The 18219-nt window shown below is 72.4% G+C and carries 13 protein-coding genes; 3 read left to right on the forward strand and 10 right to left on the reverse strand.

Annotated features, from left to right (window positions below; genetic code table 11):
- Nucleotides 1-28: 28 nt before the first annotated feature.
- Both J2S57_RS21975 and J2S57_RS21980 read right to left on the reverse strand, forming a co-directional pair.
- The gene (locus J2S57_RS21975) at nt 29-2521 is read right to left on the reverse strand and encodes a CoA-binding protein (protein WP_307246011.1); all 2493 of its coding nucleotides are present in this window, start codon (nt 2519-2521) and stop codon (nt 29-31) included.
- Between the two features lie 91 nt (nt 2522-2612).
- Entirely contained in the window at nt 2613-3884 is a 1272-nt protein-coding gene (locus J2S57_RS21980; protein WP_307246013.1) for an MFS transporter, read from the reverse strand.
- Between the two features lie 102 nt (nt 3885-3986).
- On the opposite strand from J2S57_RS21980, the gene J2S57_RS21985 reads away from it, so the two are divergent.
- On the forward strand, nt 3987-4319 hold the full coding sequence (locus J2S57_RS21985) for an ArsR/SmtB family transcription factor (protein WP_307246015.1): 333 nt from the start codon (nt 3987-3989) through the stop codon (nt 4317-4319).
- Nucleotides 4320-4610: 291 nt separating this feature from the next.
- Here the strand turns inward: J2S57_RS21985 and ggt are convergent, their stop codons facing one another.
- Nucleotides 4611-6464 carry a gamma-glutamyltransferase gene (ggt, locus tag J2S57_RS21990; RefSeq protein ID WP_307246016.1) on the reverse strand — a complete coding sequence of 618 codons (1854 nt, stop codon included), beginning with the start codon at nt 6462-6464 and terminating at the stop codon, nt 4611-4613.
- Nucleotides 6465-6576: 112 nt separating this feature from the next.
- Nucleotides 6577-8004 carry an MFS transporter gene (locus J2S57_RS21995; RefSeq protein WP_307246018.1) on the reverse strand — a complete coding sequence of 476 codons (1428 nt, stop codon included), beginning with the start codon at nt 8002-8004 and terminating at the stop codon, nt 6577-6579.
- 123 nt (nt 8005-8127) lie between these two features.
- Here J2S57_RS21995 and J2S57_RS22000 point away from each other — a divergent pair, with 123 nt between their 5' ends.
- Nucleotides 8128-8814 carry a TetR/AcrR family transcriptional regulator gene (locus tag J2S57_RS22000; RefSeq protein ID WP_307246020.1) on the forward strand — a complete coding sequence of 229 codons (687 nt, stop codon included), beginning with the start codon at nt 8128-8130 and terminating at the stop codon, nt 8812-8814.
- 18 nt (nt 8815-8832) lie between these two features.
- Here J2S57_RS22000 and J2S57_RS22005 read toward each other — a convergent pair whose 3' ends face one another.
- The 6 genes from J2S57_RS22005 to J2S57_RS22030 form a co-directional block, all read right to left on the reverse strand.
- Nucleotides 8833-9630 (reverse strand): GNAT family N-acetyltransferase, encoded by a 798-nt coding sequence (locus tag J2S57_RS22005; RefSeq protein ID WP_307246022.1) that lies wholly within the window; start codon nt 9628-9630, stop codon nt 8833-8835.
- Nucleotides 9627-11687 (reverse strand): HelD family protein, encoded by a 2061-nt coding sequence (locus J2S57_RS22010; RefSeq protein WP_307246024.1) that lies wholly within the window; start codon nt 11685-11687, stop codon nt 9627-9629. The genes J2S57_RS22005 and J2S57_RS22010 overlap by 4 nt, the downstream gene beginning before the upstream one ends.
- A gap of 104 nt (nt 11688-11791) precedes the next feature.
- Nucleotides 11792-14275, reverse strand: coding sequence for an ATP-dependent helicase HrpB (gene hrpB, locus J2S57_RS22015; RefSeq protein WP_307246027.1), 2484 nt, complete (start codon nt 14273-14275; stop codon nt 11792-11794).
- On the reverse strand, nt 14272-14958 hold the full coding sequence (locus J2S57_RS22020) for a carbohydrate-binding protein (RefSeq protein ID WP_307246029.1): 687 nt from the start codon (nt 14956-14958) through the stop codon (nt 14272-14274). The genes hrpB and J2S57_RS22020 overlap by 4 nt, the downstream gene beginning before the upstream one ends.
- 2 nt (nt 14959-14960) lie before the next feature.
- Nucleotides 14961-15686 (reverse strand): LuxR C-terminal-related transcriptional regulator, encoded by a 726-nt coding sequence (locus tag J2S57_RS22025; RefSeq protein ID WP_307246031.1) that lies wholly within the window; start codon nt 15684-15686, stop codon nt 14961-14963.
- Complete coding sequence (locus tag J2S57_RS22030; protein ID WP_307246034.1) at nt 15683-16879, reverse strand: sensor histidine kinase; 1197 nt, start codon at nt 16877-16879, stop codon at nt 15683-15685. Before J2S57_RS22030 ends, J2S57_RS22025 begins: the two co-directional genes overlap by 4 nt.
- 140 nt (nt 16880-17019) lie before the next feature.
- Between J2S57_RS22030 and J2S57_RS22035 the strand changes: the two genes are divergently transcribed.
- A complete protein-coding gene (locus tag J2S57_RS22035; RefSeq protein ID WP_307246036.1) occupies nt 17020-18219 on the forward strand; it encodes a DUF1996 domain-containing protein in 1200 nt (399 codons plus the stop codon).

An 18219-nucleotide genomic window follows, 5' to 3' on the forward strand; every position in this document is an offset into this window, starting at 1 on the left:
AATGGTGGACGTTTCGGAGACTCGAGTCTCAGGAGCGTCCACCATGGTGGTGATGTGCGCCTGAGGAACGCGTGAACCGGCGAGCCTGCGCGTGTGACACGGTGCCATCGGTGAGCGTGATCCGGAACCCGGCGAAGTCGCCCTCGATCAGGAGCTCACCCAGGCGGTGACCGGCCCGGCCGGCCGCGTCCAGGTCGGCGGTGGCGGTGCCCGGCAGGGACGCGGCGGCGGTCACGACGCGTTCCGGATCGGCGGGCAGCGGCACGGTGCGGGTGCCGCCGTGCACCTGGGCCCAGGCCCCGCCCAGACCGACCGTGAGCGCGGGAACCGGCCCGGAACGGTGCGCCGTCATCGTCAGCGGGACGCCGGGCCGGGCCAGCCCCTCGACGAGGAGAGCGGCGTCGAGACGGGCGTTCTCGTCCAGCGACAGGGCGCCGGCGAGCAGCTCGGCGACGCGGCGCGTGACCTTTTCCCCGCTGGTCAGACTGGAGCACTCCGGACTGTCCAGGAGCCCCGCCGCCGACAGCCGCAACGTCACCGGGAACCCGATCTGCGCGGCCGCGAGGGTCACGGCGGTCGCGACGGCCTCGGGATCAGCGTCCCGTGGAGGCATCGGCACCACCGCGTGACGCAGCACGTCGATGCCGGCCCGGTCGAGCACGGCCTTGGCCGTGTGCTCGGGAACCTCGACGACCGACCCGAAACCTCGACCCACCCCGTCCCCGTTCCCGGCCAGAGCTCCGCTCCGCCCGGCCCGCGTGGACACGGCCCGTGAACCTTGTCCCGTGCCGGAACCCGACCCCGTGCCGGAACCCGACCCCGGGCCGGAACCCGACCCCGGGCTGAGACCCGACCCCGGGCTGCGACCCGAACCCGGTCCTGCGCCGGAACCCGAACCCGCACCAGGCCCCGGACCCTGATCCGCGCGGTGGCCCGAACCCGGGCGGGCCCCCTTGCCCCTTCCCGCGCCGGGCCCGGTGTGACGACCCGGGGCGCCGAGCGCATCCGCGCCTCGAGCCGGGAACCCGCTGCGGCGGGCCACTTCCGCGATGCGGCTCAGACGCAGGGGATCGGGCGCGGGGCCCCGCAGGCGGGCCACGGCGGCCATGGCGGCGGGCAGACCCGACACCGCGCCCGGCGGTTCCTGGCCGGGCATGGCCGAGACGAGCAGCAGGCCGCGACGTCCGGGATCCTCGGGTGGCTCGTCCTGCACGTAGAGCACCGTGCCGACACCCGGGTCGGCGGACACCGCCGCGCTGATCGCGGCCAGCTCCCCGGAATCGGCCCCGAGCTGGGCGGTGTGGTTGAGCGGATTCGCCGGGACGGCCGGGCGCGGAAGGTGCCCCCGGAGCTTGAGCCGCGTGGCGGCCTGCAGTTCGGCCAGTTCGACGCCGGCGTCGGCGGCGAGATCCTCGGCCAGGGCCGCGTCGCTCGCGCAGGACGTGATGACGGCCACCGGTTTTCGCGACCGCGTGCCCCGGGCCAGGGCCCGCGTGGTCTCGATCAGCTGGTGCAGGTCGTGAACCGGCACGGCCCCGGCCTCGTCGAGCAGCGCGTCGAGCGCCGCCCCGGAACCGGGTTCGTGACCGTGACCGTGGCCGGGCCCCGTGGTCCGTCCCGTTCTCAGCACCGCGAGGCGCACATCGGCCCGGGCGCACACGGCCAGGGCGGAGGCCAGCCGGGCCCCGTCCGGAATCCGCTCCAGGTACAGCGCCACCGCCCTCACCCCCTCGGTGACCGCCAGCCCGGCCAGCGCCGACGGCGTGTCCACCACCGCGCCGTTGCCCACCGAGATCACCGTGTGCAGGCCGGTTCCGTCGCGATGAGCGAGCAGCCGCCGCCCGGCCACGACGCTCTCGGTGACCACCGCAATGCCGTCGTCGGCCCTGCTCCCGGCGCCCCGGCCCCCGGCACGGTCGTCCCGGGCCGCCCGGCCTCCTCCGCCGCCGCCGCTGCGGTCCAGGGCCCGGGGCTCGTCGTCGACCGGTGCCGGGACCGGCCCCGGTGACATCCGCTCCCGCCACACCCCTGCCCTCGACCGGAAACTCACGAGGCCCGCGCTGTCCGGCCCGAGCACCGGCAGCCCGTGCCGCCCGGCCGCCGCGACCAGCCGCTGCTGCGCGGCCCGGTCGTCGCTCTCGGCGAAACCACCCGTGAACTCGCCCGCGAAACCGCCGGCGAATCCACTCGCGAACACCACGGCACCACCGCACCCCAGGCGCCCGGCCTCGGCCAGGTAGTCGGGAACGGTGGCGGCGGTGGTGGCGACGACCACGATGTCGGCCGGTCCGCCGATCAGGGCGAGCGCTCCGGCCAGGTCGGGTTTGCACGGCACGCCGAGGATTTCGGACCGGCGGGGATGCACCCCGGCCAGTGCCCCGGTGAATCCGGCGGTGCGCAGGTTGGTCAGGGTCTGGGCGGCGTACGAGCCGGGACGTTCGGTGGCCCCGACGACAACGACGGAACGGGGAGCCAGCAGACGACTCAGGTCACGCTGCTGCTCCCCGTCCCCGTCCACCACGCTGGCAAGTATTCGCCGTCCGGGCCGTTCGTGGGTGTGTTTTCACCCGTTCCGGCCCTTTTTCCGAGTTCTGCGCGGCCTCCCCGGGCGACTACCGCGTGTGGCTGACGACTCTGGGAGGCTCCGGAACGTCCACCGTTTCGCTCGTGCCGATCCGCGTGACCCGGGTGACCCGCCCCGATTCCGCCCGGCGGGTGCGCAGTTCCGTGACCACCGCGATCAGCGCCAGCCCGATCACGACCAGGCCGAACCCGGTGGTGGTGGGGCGTAGCCCGAACTGCGGAACGGCCAGCCCGGCCAGCACCGCGGCACCCCCGAAAGCGCCGTAGCTGGGCACGTACACGGCCGACATCAGCTCGGCGCGCTCCCCGGGCCGCACCAGCTGGGCGACCGATCCGAGAGCCCCGGTGAAGCCGGCCCCGAAACCGATTCCGGCCAGGACCAGTCCGGCGAAGAACAGGGGCAGCACGGTCGTGTCGACGGCCACCAGCACGGTCGCCATGCCGGCCACCAGGGACAACGACGCGTACAGCATCGTGGTGCGCGCCGGGCGACCCCGCACCAGGAAGGCCGCGATCGAGCCGGTGCCCGCCATCGCCGTGACGAACACCCCGCTGATCACGTGGTTGTGCACGTCGAAGACACCGACGGCCAGCGAACCCCCGAGCGAGAGCACCACTCCACCGACGGCCCAGGTCGCGACCATGACCGGCAGGGCGTTGCGGAACGCCGTGCGGGCGCTGCGCGGAACCGTGACGGCCGGCCGCAGACTGGCTCGCACGCCCGGTCGCCGCTCACTGCGAGGGACGACGAAAGCGCAGGCCAGCAGCATGATCACGAGCAGTGCGGCCAGCACCTCGAAGACCAGCGTGGTGGGGCGCGGCGCGAACTGCACGAGCAGGCCGGACAGCAGGGCCCCGGCGGCCAGGCCGAACGTGGGTGAGGCGACGTTGATGCCGGCGGCCAGGGCCGGGCGGTCGGCGGGCGCGAGGTCACCGATGGTGGCACCGAGCGCGCCGATGCCGATCCCGGTCGCGACCCCCTGCAGCCCCCGGCCGAGGATGAGGTCACCGACGCCGTCGGCGACCAGGAACACGACGAGGGACGCGATCTCGATGGCGATCGCGGTCAGGATCACCGGGCGGCGCCCGACGAAGTCCGAGATCCCACCCGCGATCAGCAGGGTGATCAGGAGGACGACGGCGTAGACGGCGAACACGAGCGTCAGCGTCGGCGCCCCGAAATGCCATTGCTGCTGGTAGACGACGTACAGCGGCGACGGTGCGCTGGACACCGCCAGGAATGCGACCGAGGTCAGGGCGACCAGCCAGAATCCGGCCGCCCGACGCGACTGCGTGAACATCCGGGCCTCCACGAAAGGTTCGACTAGAGTGGAACCGTTGAAGCGTAGGTCCAAGTTCTAGAAAAGTCGAACTGTTGTGCCCGGCGGGTTAAGCTGATGCCCATGAGCAGCACGTACACGCACCCCGACGTCGCGGAGCTGACCCTGCCCTCGGTCCTGTTCGCACTGAGCGACCCGGTGCGCCTGGAGATCGTCGGGCAGCTCGCGGCCTGGCAGGCCGGTGAGGTGCCCCTGGTCTGCGCCTCGGTGGGGCCGGAGATGCCGAAGTCCACGCGGTCGCACCACCTGAAGGTGCTGCGTGAGGCGGGGGTGACGCGGTCGGTGCAGAGTGGTCGTGAGCGTCAGCTGTCTCTGCGGCGTGAAGATCTGGACGCGCGCTGGCCGGGGCTGCTCACGGCCGTGCTGAGTGGGGTGTCTGAGCCGATCGAGGCCTGATGTTTTCTGTGGTGCCGGCTCTTTCGGTTCTTTGAGGACGCGTTGAGCGCCGGCTCGCGCGTGCGCAGACACCCGCTATACCGTTTCGGTATGGCGGGTGTCTTGCTGCTCGGGCCAATGGGGGACGCGTGAGTGTCCCGGGTTTCTCGGGGCACCGAGCGCTCTGCGGAACGGAACAGCGACCTGGACCGCCGCGTCCTCACGCTCCCGCACCACCGGCAGGGCGGTGTGACACGGCGGGTCAAGCAGCGCGCCGCCGGGGCGACGCACTGCTTGACCCGGCGGGGCAGGCTATTTCGACGGGGTGACGACTGCGGCGGCGCCGCCGCCACGGCGGGTGGGTTCGGCGGCGGCGACCAGCTTCGGGCCCCGGGTGCCGGGCCTGGACTGCTTGCCGTGGTGGCCGGGGCCGTTGTCCGGGAACTGGATTGCGGTAGCGGCGCCGATCTCCGCAGTTGACTTGAGGGCGTGGCCGAGTGAGGTCAGGCCGGCGCCGGTGGGGCCGTCGGTGATCGCGGGTTCGGCGTCGGCGGTGGCTCCGTTGCGCGACGACAGGCGGGGCGCGGCGATCGCGTCGACCAGGGAGAGGTCGCGGTCGAGGTGGCCCACCGCCACCTGCAGCACCGTGGTGATGATCGTGGCGCCGCCGGGGGAGCCCAGGGCCAGGTAGGGGTCGCCGTCCCGGAACAGGATCGTGGGGGAGATGGACGAGCGGGGGCGCTTGCCGGCGGCGGGCAGGTTGGGGTCGGGCACGCCCGCGGTCAGGGGCACGAAGTTGAAGTCGGTGAGCTCGTTGTTGAGCAGGAATCCGTAGCCCGGAACGGTGATGCCCGAGCCGCCGGTCTGCTCGATGGTCAGGGTGTACGCCGCGACGTTGCCCCACCTGTCGGCCACGGTCAGGTGCGTGGTGCCGTGGTCGTCGCGGGCGGCTTCCTGCGTGACGGAAGGCTTCTGCGCGCAGGCGTCGTAGTCGCCGTCGGGTGAGCCGAACGGGATCGGGCGGGGCGCGGCCTTGTCCGGGTCGAAGAGCTGGCAGGCCCGCTCGGCGGCGTAGCCCTGCGAGATCAGCTCGGCGACCGGGGTGCCCGCGCCGTCACCGACGTAGCGGTTGCGGTCGGCGAACGCCGTGGCGCTGGCCTCGGCGACGCGGTGCAGGTAGTCGACGTCCGAGAGGTCTCCCAGGTCTCCGGGGTACTCCTCGAGCAGGTTCAGGGCCTCGGCCACCGCGATGCCGCCGGACGAGGGGACCGGCATGCCGAACACCGTGAGGTCTTCGTACTCGCTGCGCACCGGCTTCTTCACCAGCGCCTCGTAGGCCTTGAGGTCCTTGGCGGTGACGAGACCCGGATAGACGCTCGTGCCGTCGGAGGTCTGCGGGGCAGAGGCGGTTTCGACCAGGGCCTCACCGATCTCACCGCGGTAGAGCGCCTTCACCCCCTGGCGGCGCAGAATGCCGTAGGTCCTGGCCAGATCCGGGTTCTTCAGCACCGAACCGACCGCCGGCACCGACCCGCCCGGCAGGTAGAGCTTCGCCGTGGCCGGGAACTTCGCGAACCGGGTGGCGTTGGCGCTGGTCTGCTGGGCGAAGGTCTCGTCGACCACGAACCCCCGCTCGGCCAGGCGCTGCGCCGGGGCCAGCAGTTGGTCGAGGCCCTGGGTGCCGAACTTCTTCGCCGCCTTGTCCCATAGCGCGGGCGTGCCCGGAACCCCCACCGACAGGCCGGAGCTGACCACGGTGCCGAAGTCGAGCGCGGTGCCGTCGGCCTTCTGGAACACCGTGGGGGTGAAGGCCTTCGGGGCGGTCTCACGCCCGTCGATCGTGCTGACCCTGTGCCTGCGCGCGTCGTAGTAGACCAGGAACCCGCCTCCGCCGATGCCCGAGGAGTACGGCTCGGTGACGCCCAGCGCGGCGGCCGTGGCGATCGCGGCGTCGGCCGCGTTCCCGCCCCGGCGCAGGACCTCCAGGCCGATCGCCGTGGCGTCGGCGTCGACACTGGCCACGGCCCCGCCGTGACCGACGGCCTCGGCCTGTTTCGGGGGAGGAGCCACGGAACCGCTGGGGCTGGAGGCCATCAACAGCGGTCCGCAGACCGCGAGGGCCCCGAGAGCGGCGAAGCGCCGTGCGGTGGTTCTGGTCTCGAGCATGGACGACTCTCCCCTGACCGACGGGTGCGCGAACCGCCGATGTTACCCCGATCACAACGATGGGCGCGGTGACCGCCCGAGGCGACCACCGCGTCCGTCATGATCGAAAGCCCTAGACCGGGACCGCCTCGGCGAGCTCCTCGGCGTCGGCCACCCGCTGCCGCACCACGAACGCCAGGCCGATGTTGACCGCCGCGAACGCCGCGGCCACCAGGATGCCCCGGTGGAACGCGTCGACCAGCGCGGTCTGCGGGTCGGCACCCTCGGCCAGACGGCTGTTGGCCAGCGACGTCGACAGCGTGTTGACGATCGCCAGACCCAGCACGCCACCCACCTGGTAGCCCGCCGAGACCAGGCCCGAGGCCGCCCCGGCGTCGTTGTGGTCGACCTCGGACACCGCCGAGATCTGGCCCGGCACACCGATCCACATGATCCCGAAGCCGAACAGCAGGAACCCGGGCAGGAGCTCGAGCGCGTAGCTGCCCGTGGCCCCGGCCGTGGTGAGCAGCAGCAGGCCGATCACGCTCATCACCGCACCCGCGAGATGCACCGGCCGGGTACCGATCCGGGTGACCAGGGTGGACGCGATCGTGGCGCCGGCGATGGCCGCGAAACCCATCGGCAGGAACTGCACGCCGGTCTCGATCGCCGAGGCCCCGCGCACCTGCTGCAGGAAGATGGCGGCCAGGAAGAACATCGACAGGAACGCCGCACCGTTCAGGCCCAGCTGCACGGTCGAACCGCTGAGCGACCGTGAGCGGAACATCCGCAACGGCACCAGCGGGGCGGCGGAACGGGCCTCGGCCCAGACAAATCCGGCCAGCAGCACCACCGCGGCACCCAGCGAGCCGAGGACCTCCGGATCGCTCCAGCCGAGCGGTTCGGCCCGGATCACACCGAAGATCAGGGCCAGCACACCGGTCGTGGCCAGCAGCGCGCCGAGTGCGTCGAAAGTGCGCCGCCCGCCCTCGGGTTCGACCTTGCTCTCGGTCACGATCATCGGGGCGATCACGACCAGCGCGATCGCGACCGGCACGTTGACGAAGAACACCCAGCGCCAGCTCGCCCCGTCGACCAGGAACCCGCCCGCGACCACACCGAGCGTGCCGCCCAGACCGGCCAGGCCACCCCAGACACCGAGCGCGATGTTGCGGTCCCGGCCCGGCGGGAAGGTCACCGTGAGAATGGAAAGCGCTGCGGGGGAGAGCATCGCGCCACCCAGACCCTGAACGGCCCGGATCGCGATCAGTGCGCCCTGTGAGTCGGCGAGACCACCGGCGAGCGAGGCCAGGCCGAACACCACCAGGCCGGCGACGAAGAGCCGGCGGCGCCCGAGCAGGTCGGCCGCCCGCCCGCCGAGCAGCAGGAACCCGCCGAACACCAGGGTGTACGCGCTCACCACCCACTGCAGGTTGTCGGCGCTGAAGCCGAGGTCGGTCTGCAGGTCGGGCAGGGCGACGTTCACGATCGTGACGTCGAGAACGACCATGAACTGGGCCAGGGCCAGCACGGTCAGGGTCGACCAAGGACTACGCCTCATGGCGTCATACCTCTCTAGGGGAATCCTGTACGGCGTACATGTACGACATACATGTACGACATACATGTACCGCGTACAGGCAGCCCCTGGCAAGCCCCACCTGTACACGGTAAAGTCGACGTCGTGGCTGGTAAGAGGAGCACGACCAAGGAACGGCTGAGCCGCGAGACGATCGTTGCCTCGGCCCTGGCGCTCGCCGACGCCGAGGGGATCGGGGCGGTCACGATCCGGCGCCTGGCCACCGACCACGGCGTCACCCCGATGGCCCTGTACTGGCACTTCAAGGACAAGGAGGCCCTGCTCGACGGCCTGGTCGAGCACGTGCTCGACGAGATCAGGACCCCGTCCTGGCCGGAGAGCGACCTGCCGCCGTGGGACGTGCGGGTGCGTCAGTGCTGCGAGGCGATCCTCGAGGGTCTGGCCCGGCACCCGGAGGTCGCCGACCTGGTGCACCACCGGTTCATGGGCTGCGCGGCCGGTCTCGACCTGGCCGAGCTGACCTTCGCCGCGCTGCGCGAGGGCGGGTTCGACGACGAGCAGATGAGCGACATCGGCGTGCACGCGCTGCACACGCTGGTCATGCTCGTGACGATGGAGCCGGGCGAGAACGCGGTGATCTACTCGGCCGACGAGGTGGCCCGGCGCACCCGCGAGAAGCGCGCCAGCCTCGAGGCTCTCGAGCCCGGGCGCTACCCGACCATCATCTACTGCGCGCCGTCCCTGGTGAGCAAGACCGTGAACCGGCGCTACCAGAACACCGGCCTGGAGATCCTCATCCAGGGCATCCGGGCGCTGCAGGCCCAGCTGTAGCCGCCGCCGAAAGACGGCCTAGCCGAACGTGTACCAGGCCTCGGCCTCACGCAGGCCGAGCGACTCGTAGAGCGGGCGGCCCATCGCGCTGGTCTGCAGGCAGGCCACCCGGGCGCCGCGGTCCAGGCCGTCTTCCAGGGCGGTCCCGGTCAGTGCCCGGCCGACCCCGCGGCCCCGCGCCGACGGGACCACGGCGATGTTGAACACGCTCAGCGCACCGTCTTCGGTGATCGTCGCCATCCCCGTGCCGACCGCCGTGCCCTCGTCGGAGAACGCCAGGTAGCCGGTGAAACCGGGCACGTCCAGCACCGGGCCGCCCATCAGGGTGCCGAAAACCCCCTCCGGCGTCTCGAACCCCTGCGTGAGGACGCGCGTGTACTCCTCCCAGCGGTCGGCACCGACCGCTTCCACGCCGACCCGTGAGGTCTCGCCCAGCACCAGATCGTCCGCGGCCGCGACCATGAACACCGGCCGGCTCAGCGTGTGCAGCCCGAGACCGGCTGCCAGCTCGGTGATCTCCGGCCCCGGATCGGTGCGGAACTCCATGCCCCAGGGCAGACCGGTCGCCCGCAGTGCCGAAGCCGCCGCGACCACGTCGTCCTTCGTGGGCGTGCGTCCCATCGCCATCACGTAGTTCAGTGACGCCAGCTTCGCCCCGGTGGTCACGGCCACCGCGTCGCCGAACCGCTGCGCCGACCCGGAGGGCGTCACCGCGCCCAGGGTCTCGATCGCCCGTGCGAAGCCCGAAACCGCCTGGTCCACCATCAGCTCCGCCCGCGAGGCCACACGGGCACCCGTCACACCGGCACCCGTCACGCCAGCACCTCCGGAAGGTCCTGCTCGTGCACCACCGTGAGGCCGGTGACCGCACGCGTCAGCACCACGTACAGCCGCCGCAGCCCGGTGCGCTCGTCGGGCTCCTCGGCCGCGATCTGCGTGGGCTCCAGCACGATCACCCAGTCGTACTCCAGGCCCTTCGCGGTCGTGGCCGGCACCACGCTGACCCGCAGGGACAGCGGGTCCTCGGCCTGGGCGTCACCGTCGGACGAAGCCCCGTGCGGCCCCAGCACCGAATGCTCGATCCCGCTGTCGCGCAACCGCTTCGCCGTCTCCGGCACCAGCGAGTCGGGCACGATCAGCCCGATCGACCCGAGTTCGGTCAGCGCGTCCCGCACCGCCCGCTCCACCTCGGCCCAGCGCTCGTCCGAGCGCACCACCCGCAGACTGCCCGGGGAGTCACGCACCGACGTCGGCGCGTTCAGCCCCGGCGCGATCGACGGGAGAAGCCTTGCCGCGTAACGGATCACGGCGTCGGGCACGCGGAACCCCCGGTCCAGCTCGTCGATCACCGCACCGACCTGCCCGAGGTGCTCCAGCGTCACCTCCCACGACGGTGTCGCCCACGGCGTGGTTCCCTGCGCGATGTCACCCAGCACCGTCATCGAGCCGGTCGAGCAGCGCCGCCCCACCGCCCGCAGCTGCATCGGCGACAGGTCCTGCGCCTCGTCCAGCACCACGTGACCCATGCTCGGCGACCGCCGCGTCAGGTCGGTCAGCTCGTCGAGCAGCACCGCGTCGGCCGGGCTCCACCTCACCGAACCGGCCGTGCGCGGGGGCTTCTCCCACAGCAGCATCTTCTGCTCGTCGTCGGTCAGGATCCCGGAAGCGTGCTCGGCCAGAACCGCCGGCTGGGAGAACAGCCGGTGCAGCATCTTCTTCGGGTCGACCGCCGGCCACACCGCGTCCGCGTACTTCTTCACCTCGCGACCGCGGGCCACCGCGTCCTGCACCCGGTCGTCCGGCGAGTCCCCGGCCGCCTCCATCAGCAGCAGCACGGCGTGCGCGATCCGGTGCGGCAGCATGTCTTTCGCCGCCGAGTAGCGCACCCCGCGGTTCCGCAGCTCTTCCACGATCTCGGCCAGCTCGTACGCCGGCACCCGCCACTTGTTCGCACCCCGGGGCACCACGAGCGCCTCGGTCGGCTTCGTGACCCCGGCCCACACCGCCCGCCGCAGCACCTCGGCCATCCGGGCGTCACCCTTCAGCCCGGTGACCGCCGAGGTGTCGGAACCCCTGACCGTCAGCAGGGTCTCGGCCCCACCGGGCGACGTGATCACCAGCTGCTCGACCGTGGCGTGCCGCACCTGCGCCTCGCCGAGGCTGGGCAGCACCGCGTTGACGTGCTCGAGGAACGACTCGTTGGGCCCGACCACCAGCACCCCCGAGCGGGCCAGGCGCTCCCGGAACGCGTACAGCAGCCAGGCCGCGCGGTGCAGGCCGACGGCTGTCTTCCCGGTGCCCGGCGCTCCCTGGATACAGACCGACGTCTCCACGTCGGCGCGCACGATGACGTCCTGCTCGGGCTGGATCGTGGCCACGATGTCGCGCATCGGACCGGCGCGCGGCCGTTCGATCTCGTGCGCCAGGATCTGGCTCCTGGTGTCGTCCGAGGCCGGGTCGGTCAGCACCTCGTCCTCGTAGGCGGTGATCTCGCCGCGCTCGATGCCGAACCGGCGGCGCTTGGCCACGCCCATCCGCTCGTTGCGCCCGGCCTGGTAGAACGCCTTGGAGACCTCGGCGCGCCAGTCGATGACGACCGGGTCGCCCTTCGGGTCGGCCACGTGCCGCCGGCCGATGTACCAGCGGTTGCCGTCGTCGTGGTCGGTGCGGCCGAAGAACAGCGTCGTGCCCGGGTCGTCGATCAGGGCCTGCGCGCGATGGTGGAGGGCGGCGCTCAGGTACTCCGCGGAGACCTCGTTGCCCCCCTGGACCTCGAGCGAAAGCACCTGCTGGCGCATGTGTTCCAGGTCGGCGCGGGCCCGGGCGAGGTACGCCTGCTCCGAACCGAGGACGTCATCAATGGCAGCAGACACGAGGGGGCACCTTACTCCCCGTTCACGGTCGAGTCGAACGAATAAGGGCCTGTCCCGCGAGTCATCACCTGCTGCAGGGCACCCGGTGCACCACGGGGCAGGCCTTAACGCTTCGTCCTGCGCGTCGGCGTCGCCACGGTCGGGTCGTCGGGCCACGGGTGCTTCGGGTACCGCCCGCGCATCTCGGAACGCACCCCCGGATAGGCGTTCTGCCAGAACGACTCCAGGTCGGCGGTCACCGCGAGCGTCCGGCCCGCCGGTGAGAGCAGGTGCAGCACCACCGGCACGCGACCGTGCGCGATCCGGGGCACCGCCGGCCAGCCGAACACCTCCTGCAGTTTCACCGCGAGCACCGGGTCCGCCGGGTCGTTCAGGTCGCCGGAGTAGGTGAGGGTGATGTTGGAGGAACTGGGGACGGTGATGCGCTCGGGTGCCAGGGTGTCCAGTTCGCGGACGGCCCGGTGGTCGAGCAGCCCGCGCAGGGCCTGCACCAGGTCGAGGCGCTGCAGGTCGGAACGGCGGCGGGCGGTCAGCAGCCACTCCTGTGCCCGTTCGAGCAGCGCGGCGTCGGACACGTCGGGCCAGGAGTCGCCCAGCGCCCTGTGCAGCAGGGCGAGGCGCGACCGGAGGCTGACCGCCCCCGGGCTCCAGCGCAGCAGGCCGAGGCCTTCCTTCTCCAGCCCCTCCCGCAGAGCATCGTGCAGCTGGTCGGGCGCCGGGTTCTTCAGCGGGCGCTCGGTCAGCACGATCGCCCCGAGCCGGTCGCGCTGCCGGGCCACGACGTCCCCGTTCTCCCAGACCACCTCGTCGACGGTGGTCAGCAGGTCCTCGCCGGACTCCAGGGCGGTGCTCTCGTCGATCGCGGCGGCCAGCCGGATGCGTGCGGCCTGGGCCCCGGCCTGGCGCTGGGCCACCGCGACGGCGAGCCAGGTGATGCCGGTGAGACCGGAGCCGGGGGAGAGCTCGGCCCCGGTGCCGCCGGTCATGAGATAACCCCCGGTGCGTCGCAGCCGGGCGATGCGCTCGGGAAAGGCCAGCCCGGTGACGATGCCCGCGGCCAGGTCGTCGGAGATCCGAGGAGGCCGGGCCGTGACCGGGGGCACGGCCGACTCCAGCCGCCGCACCTCCTCACGCCACTTCCCCGACAGGGCGTCCGAACCCCGCAGCCTCCGCCACGCGGCGGCCAGGTCGTCGGTGCCCCCGCCCAGCGAGTCGTCGGCGAGCAGCGCCACGATCTCGGCCGCCCGCCGCGCCCCCACCCGCGTGGCCCCGTCGAGCAGGGCCCGCGCCAGCCGGGGATGCACGCCCGCCGCCACCAGCCGGGATCCCCGTGGGGTCACGCGCCCGTCGGCCCCCACCGCGCCGAGCGCCCGTAACGTCTGCGTGGCCACCGCCATCGCCGAGGCCGGCGGTTGCGAGGGCAGCGGCAGCGACGAGGGGTCGGGCGAACCCCAGACCGCGAGCGACAGCGCGAACCCGGTCAGGTCGGCCACGTCCACCTCGGGGGCGGGATGGGCGGCCAGCCGGTCGTGTTCGGCCGAGGACCAGCAGCGGTACACCGAGCCGGCCGCCTCCCGTCCGGCGCGCCCGGCCCGCTGGTGCGCCGACGACCGCGAGACCCGCACGGTGGCCAGGCCGCTCAGCCCGCGCGACAGGTCGGTGCGCGGCACCCGGGCCAGCCCGGCGTCCACCACCACGCGCACGCCGGGCACGGTCAGGCTGCTCTCGGCCACCGACGTCGCCAGCACCACCCGCCGCTGCGAGCCGGGGCGCAGGGCCGCGTCCTGGTCCTGACCGCTGAGGCGCCCGTGCAGCCGGAACACCGGCACGCCGCCCAGACGCCGGGCCACGCCCTCGATCTCACCGGCGCCGGGCAGGAACACGAGCACGTCACCGGTGCTCTCGGCCAGGCCGCGCCGCACCACCGAGGCCACGTGGTCGAGCAGGCGCGGGTCCACGCGCAGCCCGTGCGGCGGATCGACCGATCCGGTCGGCGGGCACCACACCGTCGAGACGGGGAACAGGGGAGCGTCCGCGCCGGTGACCGGTGCGTCGCCGAGAAGCGTTGACAGGAGGGAACTGTCAGCCGTGGCCGAGGCCGCGAGCAGCCACAGGTCGGGCCGCAGCGCCGAGCGCACCTCGGCCGAGAACGCCAGCGCCAGGTCGGTGTCCAGGTGCCGTTCGTGGCACTCGTCGAGCAGGATCGCCGAAACACCGGGCAGTTCGGCGTCGTTCAGCAGCCGCCGTACGAGCAGGCCGGTGGTGACGACCTCCACCCGCGTGCGCGCGCCCACCCGCCGGTCGCCGCGCACCGCGTAACCGACGCTGTCGCCGACAGACTCACCCAGCAGCGAGGCCATGCGCCGCGCCGCCGCCCGGGCCGCGACGCGCCGGGGCTCGGCCACCACGATGCGCCCGGGAACCGCGTCGGCCAGGGCCAGCGGAACCAGGGTGGTCTTGCCGGTGCCGGGCGGCGAGACCAGCACTCCGGCGCCCGCGGTGGACAACGACGAAACCAGGTCCGGCAGGGCGGAACTGATCGGCAGCGGCCGTTCGAGCGCGCTCTCGGCGCGGCGGAGAAGGCTCACCGGACGAGGATCTGGTCGAGGTCGGGCGCCGGGTCCTGCTGGTTGAAGAAGCGGATCACGTTGTCGCCCCGGACCAGGTCGATCTTCGCGGTGAACCGGTCGGGATACTCCCAGCTGCCGGCGCCCTTCAGGCTGAAACGGCGCACCGGGTCGGAGTTCACCATGATGTCGAGGTCACGCGGGGAGTCCTCGCAGGCGCAGGTGTAGATCACCGTCATGGTGCGCCGTCCGCTCACCGCGACGTCTTTCAGGCGCACGATCACGTAGTGCCCCTGCCCGAGGTACTGCACGCGCCTGCCCGAGGCACAGGTCGGGCAGTCGATCACGGCGATGCCGTCGCTCTCGTGCTGCTTCGCCCACGGGTTGATGGTCACCGGCTCGAAAGTGGCGCGCGGCTCGGGTTTCCGGGTGGTCGTCGAGGGAACGGGGGACGACGTGGTCGCCTCGGCCGCGGACGGTGACGCCGCCGGGGTGGTCACCTCCGGGGTGGGCGCCGTCGGGGTGGTCACCGCCGGGGTGGGGGGCGTGGGTCCGGAGGTCGGGGTGGCGGCCACGACGGCTGGTTCCACCGCGGACCGCACCGGCACCAGGGCGGGTACGGCGAGTGAGGAGGCGCCCACCGTCAGGGAGAGCAGCCCGATGCCCCACCACGGGGTGAACGACTGCCGCGTGCGTGATGTCATCGCTACCGCCAGCCGTGCCAGCGGGCCAGGGCCTCGGTGCGGCTCGTGACGTCGAGCTTGCCGAACACCTTGCTCAGGTGGTTCTTCACGGTCTTCTCGGAGAGCTTCAGCTGCGTCGCGATCGCGGCGTTGGACAGGCCGTCGCCGACCAGCTCGAGCACCTCGATCTCGCGCTCGCTCAGCCCGAACGCCCGCCGGGTGCGCCGCAGGTTGCCGTGCCGGGCCCCGGCCGCCCGCTCCCGGGCGTAGGCGTCGCGCACCGCCCCGGTCGCGACCGAGGCGGCGGCCGGGATCAGCCAGCCCTGCCCGTCCGCCACCGCGCGCACCGCAGCGACGAGATCCGCCGGGTCGAAGCGTCCGTACACCAGGTAGCCCCGGGCCCCGCCGCGCAGCATCGGCGCGATGATGTCCTGGCTGTCGTTGCTGGTCAGGACCAGCACGTTGCTGTGCCGGGCGATGTCCTCGATCACCGACAGGCCGTCGGCCACGGGCATCTGGTGGTCGAGAACGGTGACGCGGGGACGCAACCGCCGAGCCTCGGACAGCCCGGCCGCTCCGTTGCCGGCCTCGGCGACCACGCTGATCTGCGGGTCGGCCTCGAGCAGCGGACGCAGCGTGGCCCGGATCGTCGGGTTGTCGTCGACCAGCAGCACGGTGATGCGGTTGCCCGGTGCGGTGGTCGGCACCGACCCGGTGCTCAGCCAGGCGGCCGCGTCGAAGTCGCTCACAGCACCGGCACCCGCACCCGGATCAGCGTGCCCAGGCCCGGCTCCGACTCCACGGTGAGTGATCCACCGATCGTGCGCGCCCGTTCCATCATGCCGACAATACCGGCGTGGCCCCGGTGCTGGAGAGCCGCCAGGTCGGCCTCGAACGGGACGTCGAACCCGCGTCCGTTGTCCCGCACGGTCATCACCAGCCCGCGCCCGCGTTCGCTGACCGTGATCCCGACCCGCGTGGCCCCGGCGTGCCGGTGCACGTTGACCAGGGCCTCACCGGCGATGCGGGTCAGCTCGTAGCGCGCGGCGACCGGGGGCTCGACCGGCGCGACCGTGGCCGTGGCGCTGATCCCGGTCTCGGCCGACCACAGCGTGCAGACCCGGCGCAGCGTGGTGGCGAAGTCCTCCTCGGGCGCGTCGAGCCGCATCCCCTCGATCAGCTGCCGGGTCTCCTGGGTCGCGGCGTCGGCCCCCTGCGAGATCACCCCGGCCAGCTGCTCGGCGAGCGCGGGCTGCCGGCGCAGCGACCCGGGCAGCGCGACTGCGGCCAGTGACATCGCCCGCAGGGTCTTGGCCACGGAGTCGTGCAGTTCGCGGGCCAGCCGGGCGCGTTCGGCGGCGGCCGCGGAACGCTGGGCGTGCGTGACGAGCGCGACGGTCTGGCTCATCTGCCGGGTCAGCACCCGCTTGGCCAGCACGGTGCCGATCCCGGCGAGCACGGCGGCCGGCGGCGCGGCGAGCAGGAACCCGGCCAGGCTCGCCGGGACCTCCTCGGCCCGCAGCAGCACCGCGCACACGACCAGGCCCTGCACGGTCTGGGCCGTCCAGAGCGGGATCGCGGCGAACCCGAGGGCGGCCCCGGCCAGGGCGGCGGCCCCGGCGGCGAACACGAAGTAGGTCATGCCGCCCCGGCTCAGGCCCAGCACGGCGAGCACCAGCACGGCGTCGGCGGCGAGCAGCGGCACGGGGGAGCGCACCAGCGTGGGCCAGCGGGGCAGTGCGGCCACGCCGGCGGCGGTGCTGAGCAGGAGCACGACGATCAGCGCGGCCGAGCGCACCCCGTCGGTCTGCACCAGCAGGCCGACCACGGCGGTGGTCAGGCAGGCGGCGGCCCGGGTCAGGAGCACCGTGCGGCTGAGGGCGACGGCGACGATCTGCTGCACCCGGTCCTGCGGGAGTTCGTCCACCTCGTCCTTCTTCACGTGACCCTTCGCGGTGAAACTACCAACTCCGCGGCCGATGGGAAGAAACGGATCTAGGACTTTGGGCCTACAGCGGTTTCACAGGTCCGCGGTTGAGTCCTCCCGACCGACCCCGAAGACCCGCACAAGGAGAACCCACCGTGTCGAGACAACGTCCCCGGCTGCTGCGCCCGGCGATCGCCGTGGCCACGGCAACGGTCTTGGGAGTGACCGCCGCGGTGGCGTTCAACGTCCTGCCCGGCAACTCGGCCGAGCTCACCCCGGCGGCCACCACCACGGCCGGGCAGCACCACACCGCCACGGCGGCCCCGGCGCAGACCACCACCGAGGCGCGCAGCGGCGCGAAGGCGGAGCACGACCCCACCCACACCCCCGGGAAGGCGACCTCGAAGGCCGCGAAGTCCACCGCGTCCACCGTCGAACCGGCTCCCAGTGCCACCGAGCACTCGATGAAGGCCATGGCCATGCCCAAGGGCAAGTGGGTCAAGGTGAACAAGAAGACCTGGGCCGCGCAGCTGGCCGACTTCAAGAAGACCAAGGCCCGTAAGCCCCCGGCCACCGCCAAGAAGAACACCGAGTTCAACGCGACCTGCACGTTCAGTCACTCGGGCAAGAACGACCCGATCGTCTTCCCGAACCAGCCGGGCAAGTCGCACATGCACTCGTTCTACGGCAACAAGGCCGTGAAGGCCGACACCACCGTGGCCGACATGATGAAGTACACGGCCACCAGCTGCGTGCCGAGGAAGGACCACTCGTCGTACTGGCTGCCCACGCTCTACAACAACGCCAACGACAAGGCCGTGCAGCCCAATATGCTGATCGCCTACTACGGCAGCCTTCTCGACGACGTGAACAAGAAGAAGACCGTGCCGATGCCCAACGGCCTCAAGATGATCTGGGGCGACGCGAGCAAGCAGGTCAAGACCCCGGCCGGCTCCCGCGACGCGTTCTACTGCTCCGGCGGCCCGCTCGAGGGCAAGACCCGCAGCACCGACGGCAACTGGCCGGTCTGCGGTGACGGCGGGACGGTGCACTTCATGATGCGCTTCCCCGACTGCTGGGACGGCAAGCACCTCGACAGCCCCGACCACAAGTCGCACGTCTCCTACGGCGCGCAGGGTGACTGCCCGAAGGCCTACCCGGTGCGGATCCCGGCCGTGACCTTCTCGATCTACTACCCGACCAGCGGCCAGAAGGCGGGCTTCAGGCTGGCGTCCGGAATGGCGTCCTCCATGCACGCCGACGCCTTCTTCGCCTGGGACGTGCGCACCATGAACGACCGGGTCAAGAGCTGCGTGCGTCAGATGGTGACCTGCGCGAGCGACGGGAAGTTCTGA

It is taken from the genome of Kineosporia succinea (assembly GCF_030811555.1).
Taxonomy (GTDB): Bacteria; Actinomycetota; Actinomycetes; order Actinomycetales; family Kineosporiaceae; genus Kineosporia; species Kineosporia succinea.

What these genes read in the sequence shown, in the direction of transcription:
- J2S57_RS21985 (WP_307246015.1), top strand. Translation starts at nt 3,987, where the DNA reads ATGAGCAGCACGTACACGCACCCCGACGTCGCGGAGCTGACCCTGCCC.
- J2S57_RS22020 (WP_307246029.1), bottom strand. Translation starts at nt 14,958, where the DNA reads ATGACATCACGCACGCGGCAGTCGTTCACCCCGTGGTGGGGCATCGGG.
- J2S57_RS21995 (WP_307246018.1), bottom strand. Translation starts at nt 8,004, where the DNA reads ATGAGGCGTAGTCCTTGGTCGACCCTGACCGTGCTGGCCCTGGCCCAG.
- J2S57_RS21980 (WP_307246013.1), bottom strand. Translation starts at nt 3,884, where the DNA reads ATGTTCACGCAGTCGCGTCGGGCGGCCGGATTCTGGCTGGTCGCCCTG.
- ggt (WP_307246016.1), bottom strand. Translation starts at nt 6,464, where the DNA reads ATGCTCGAGACCAGAACCACCGCACGGCGCTTCGCCGCTCTCGGGGCC.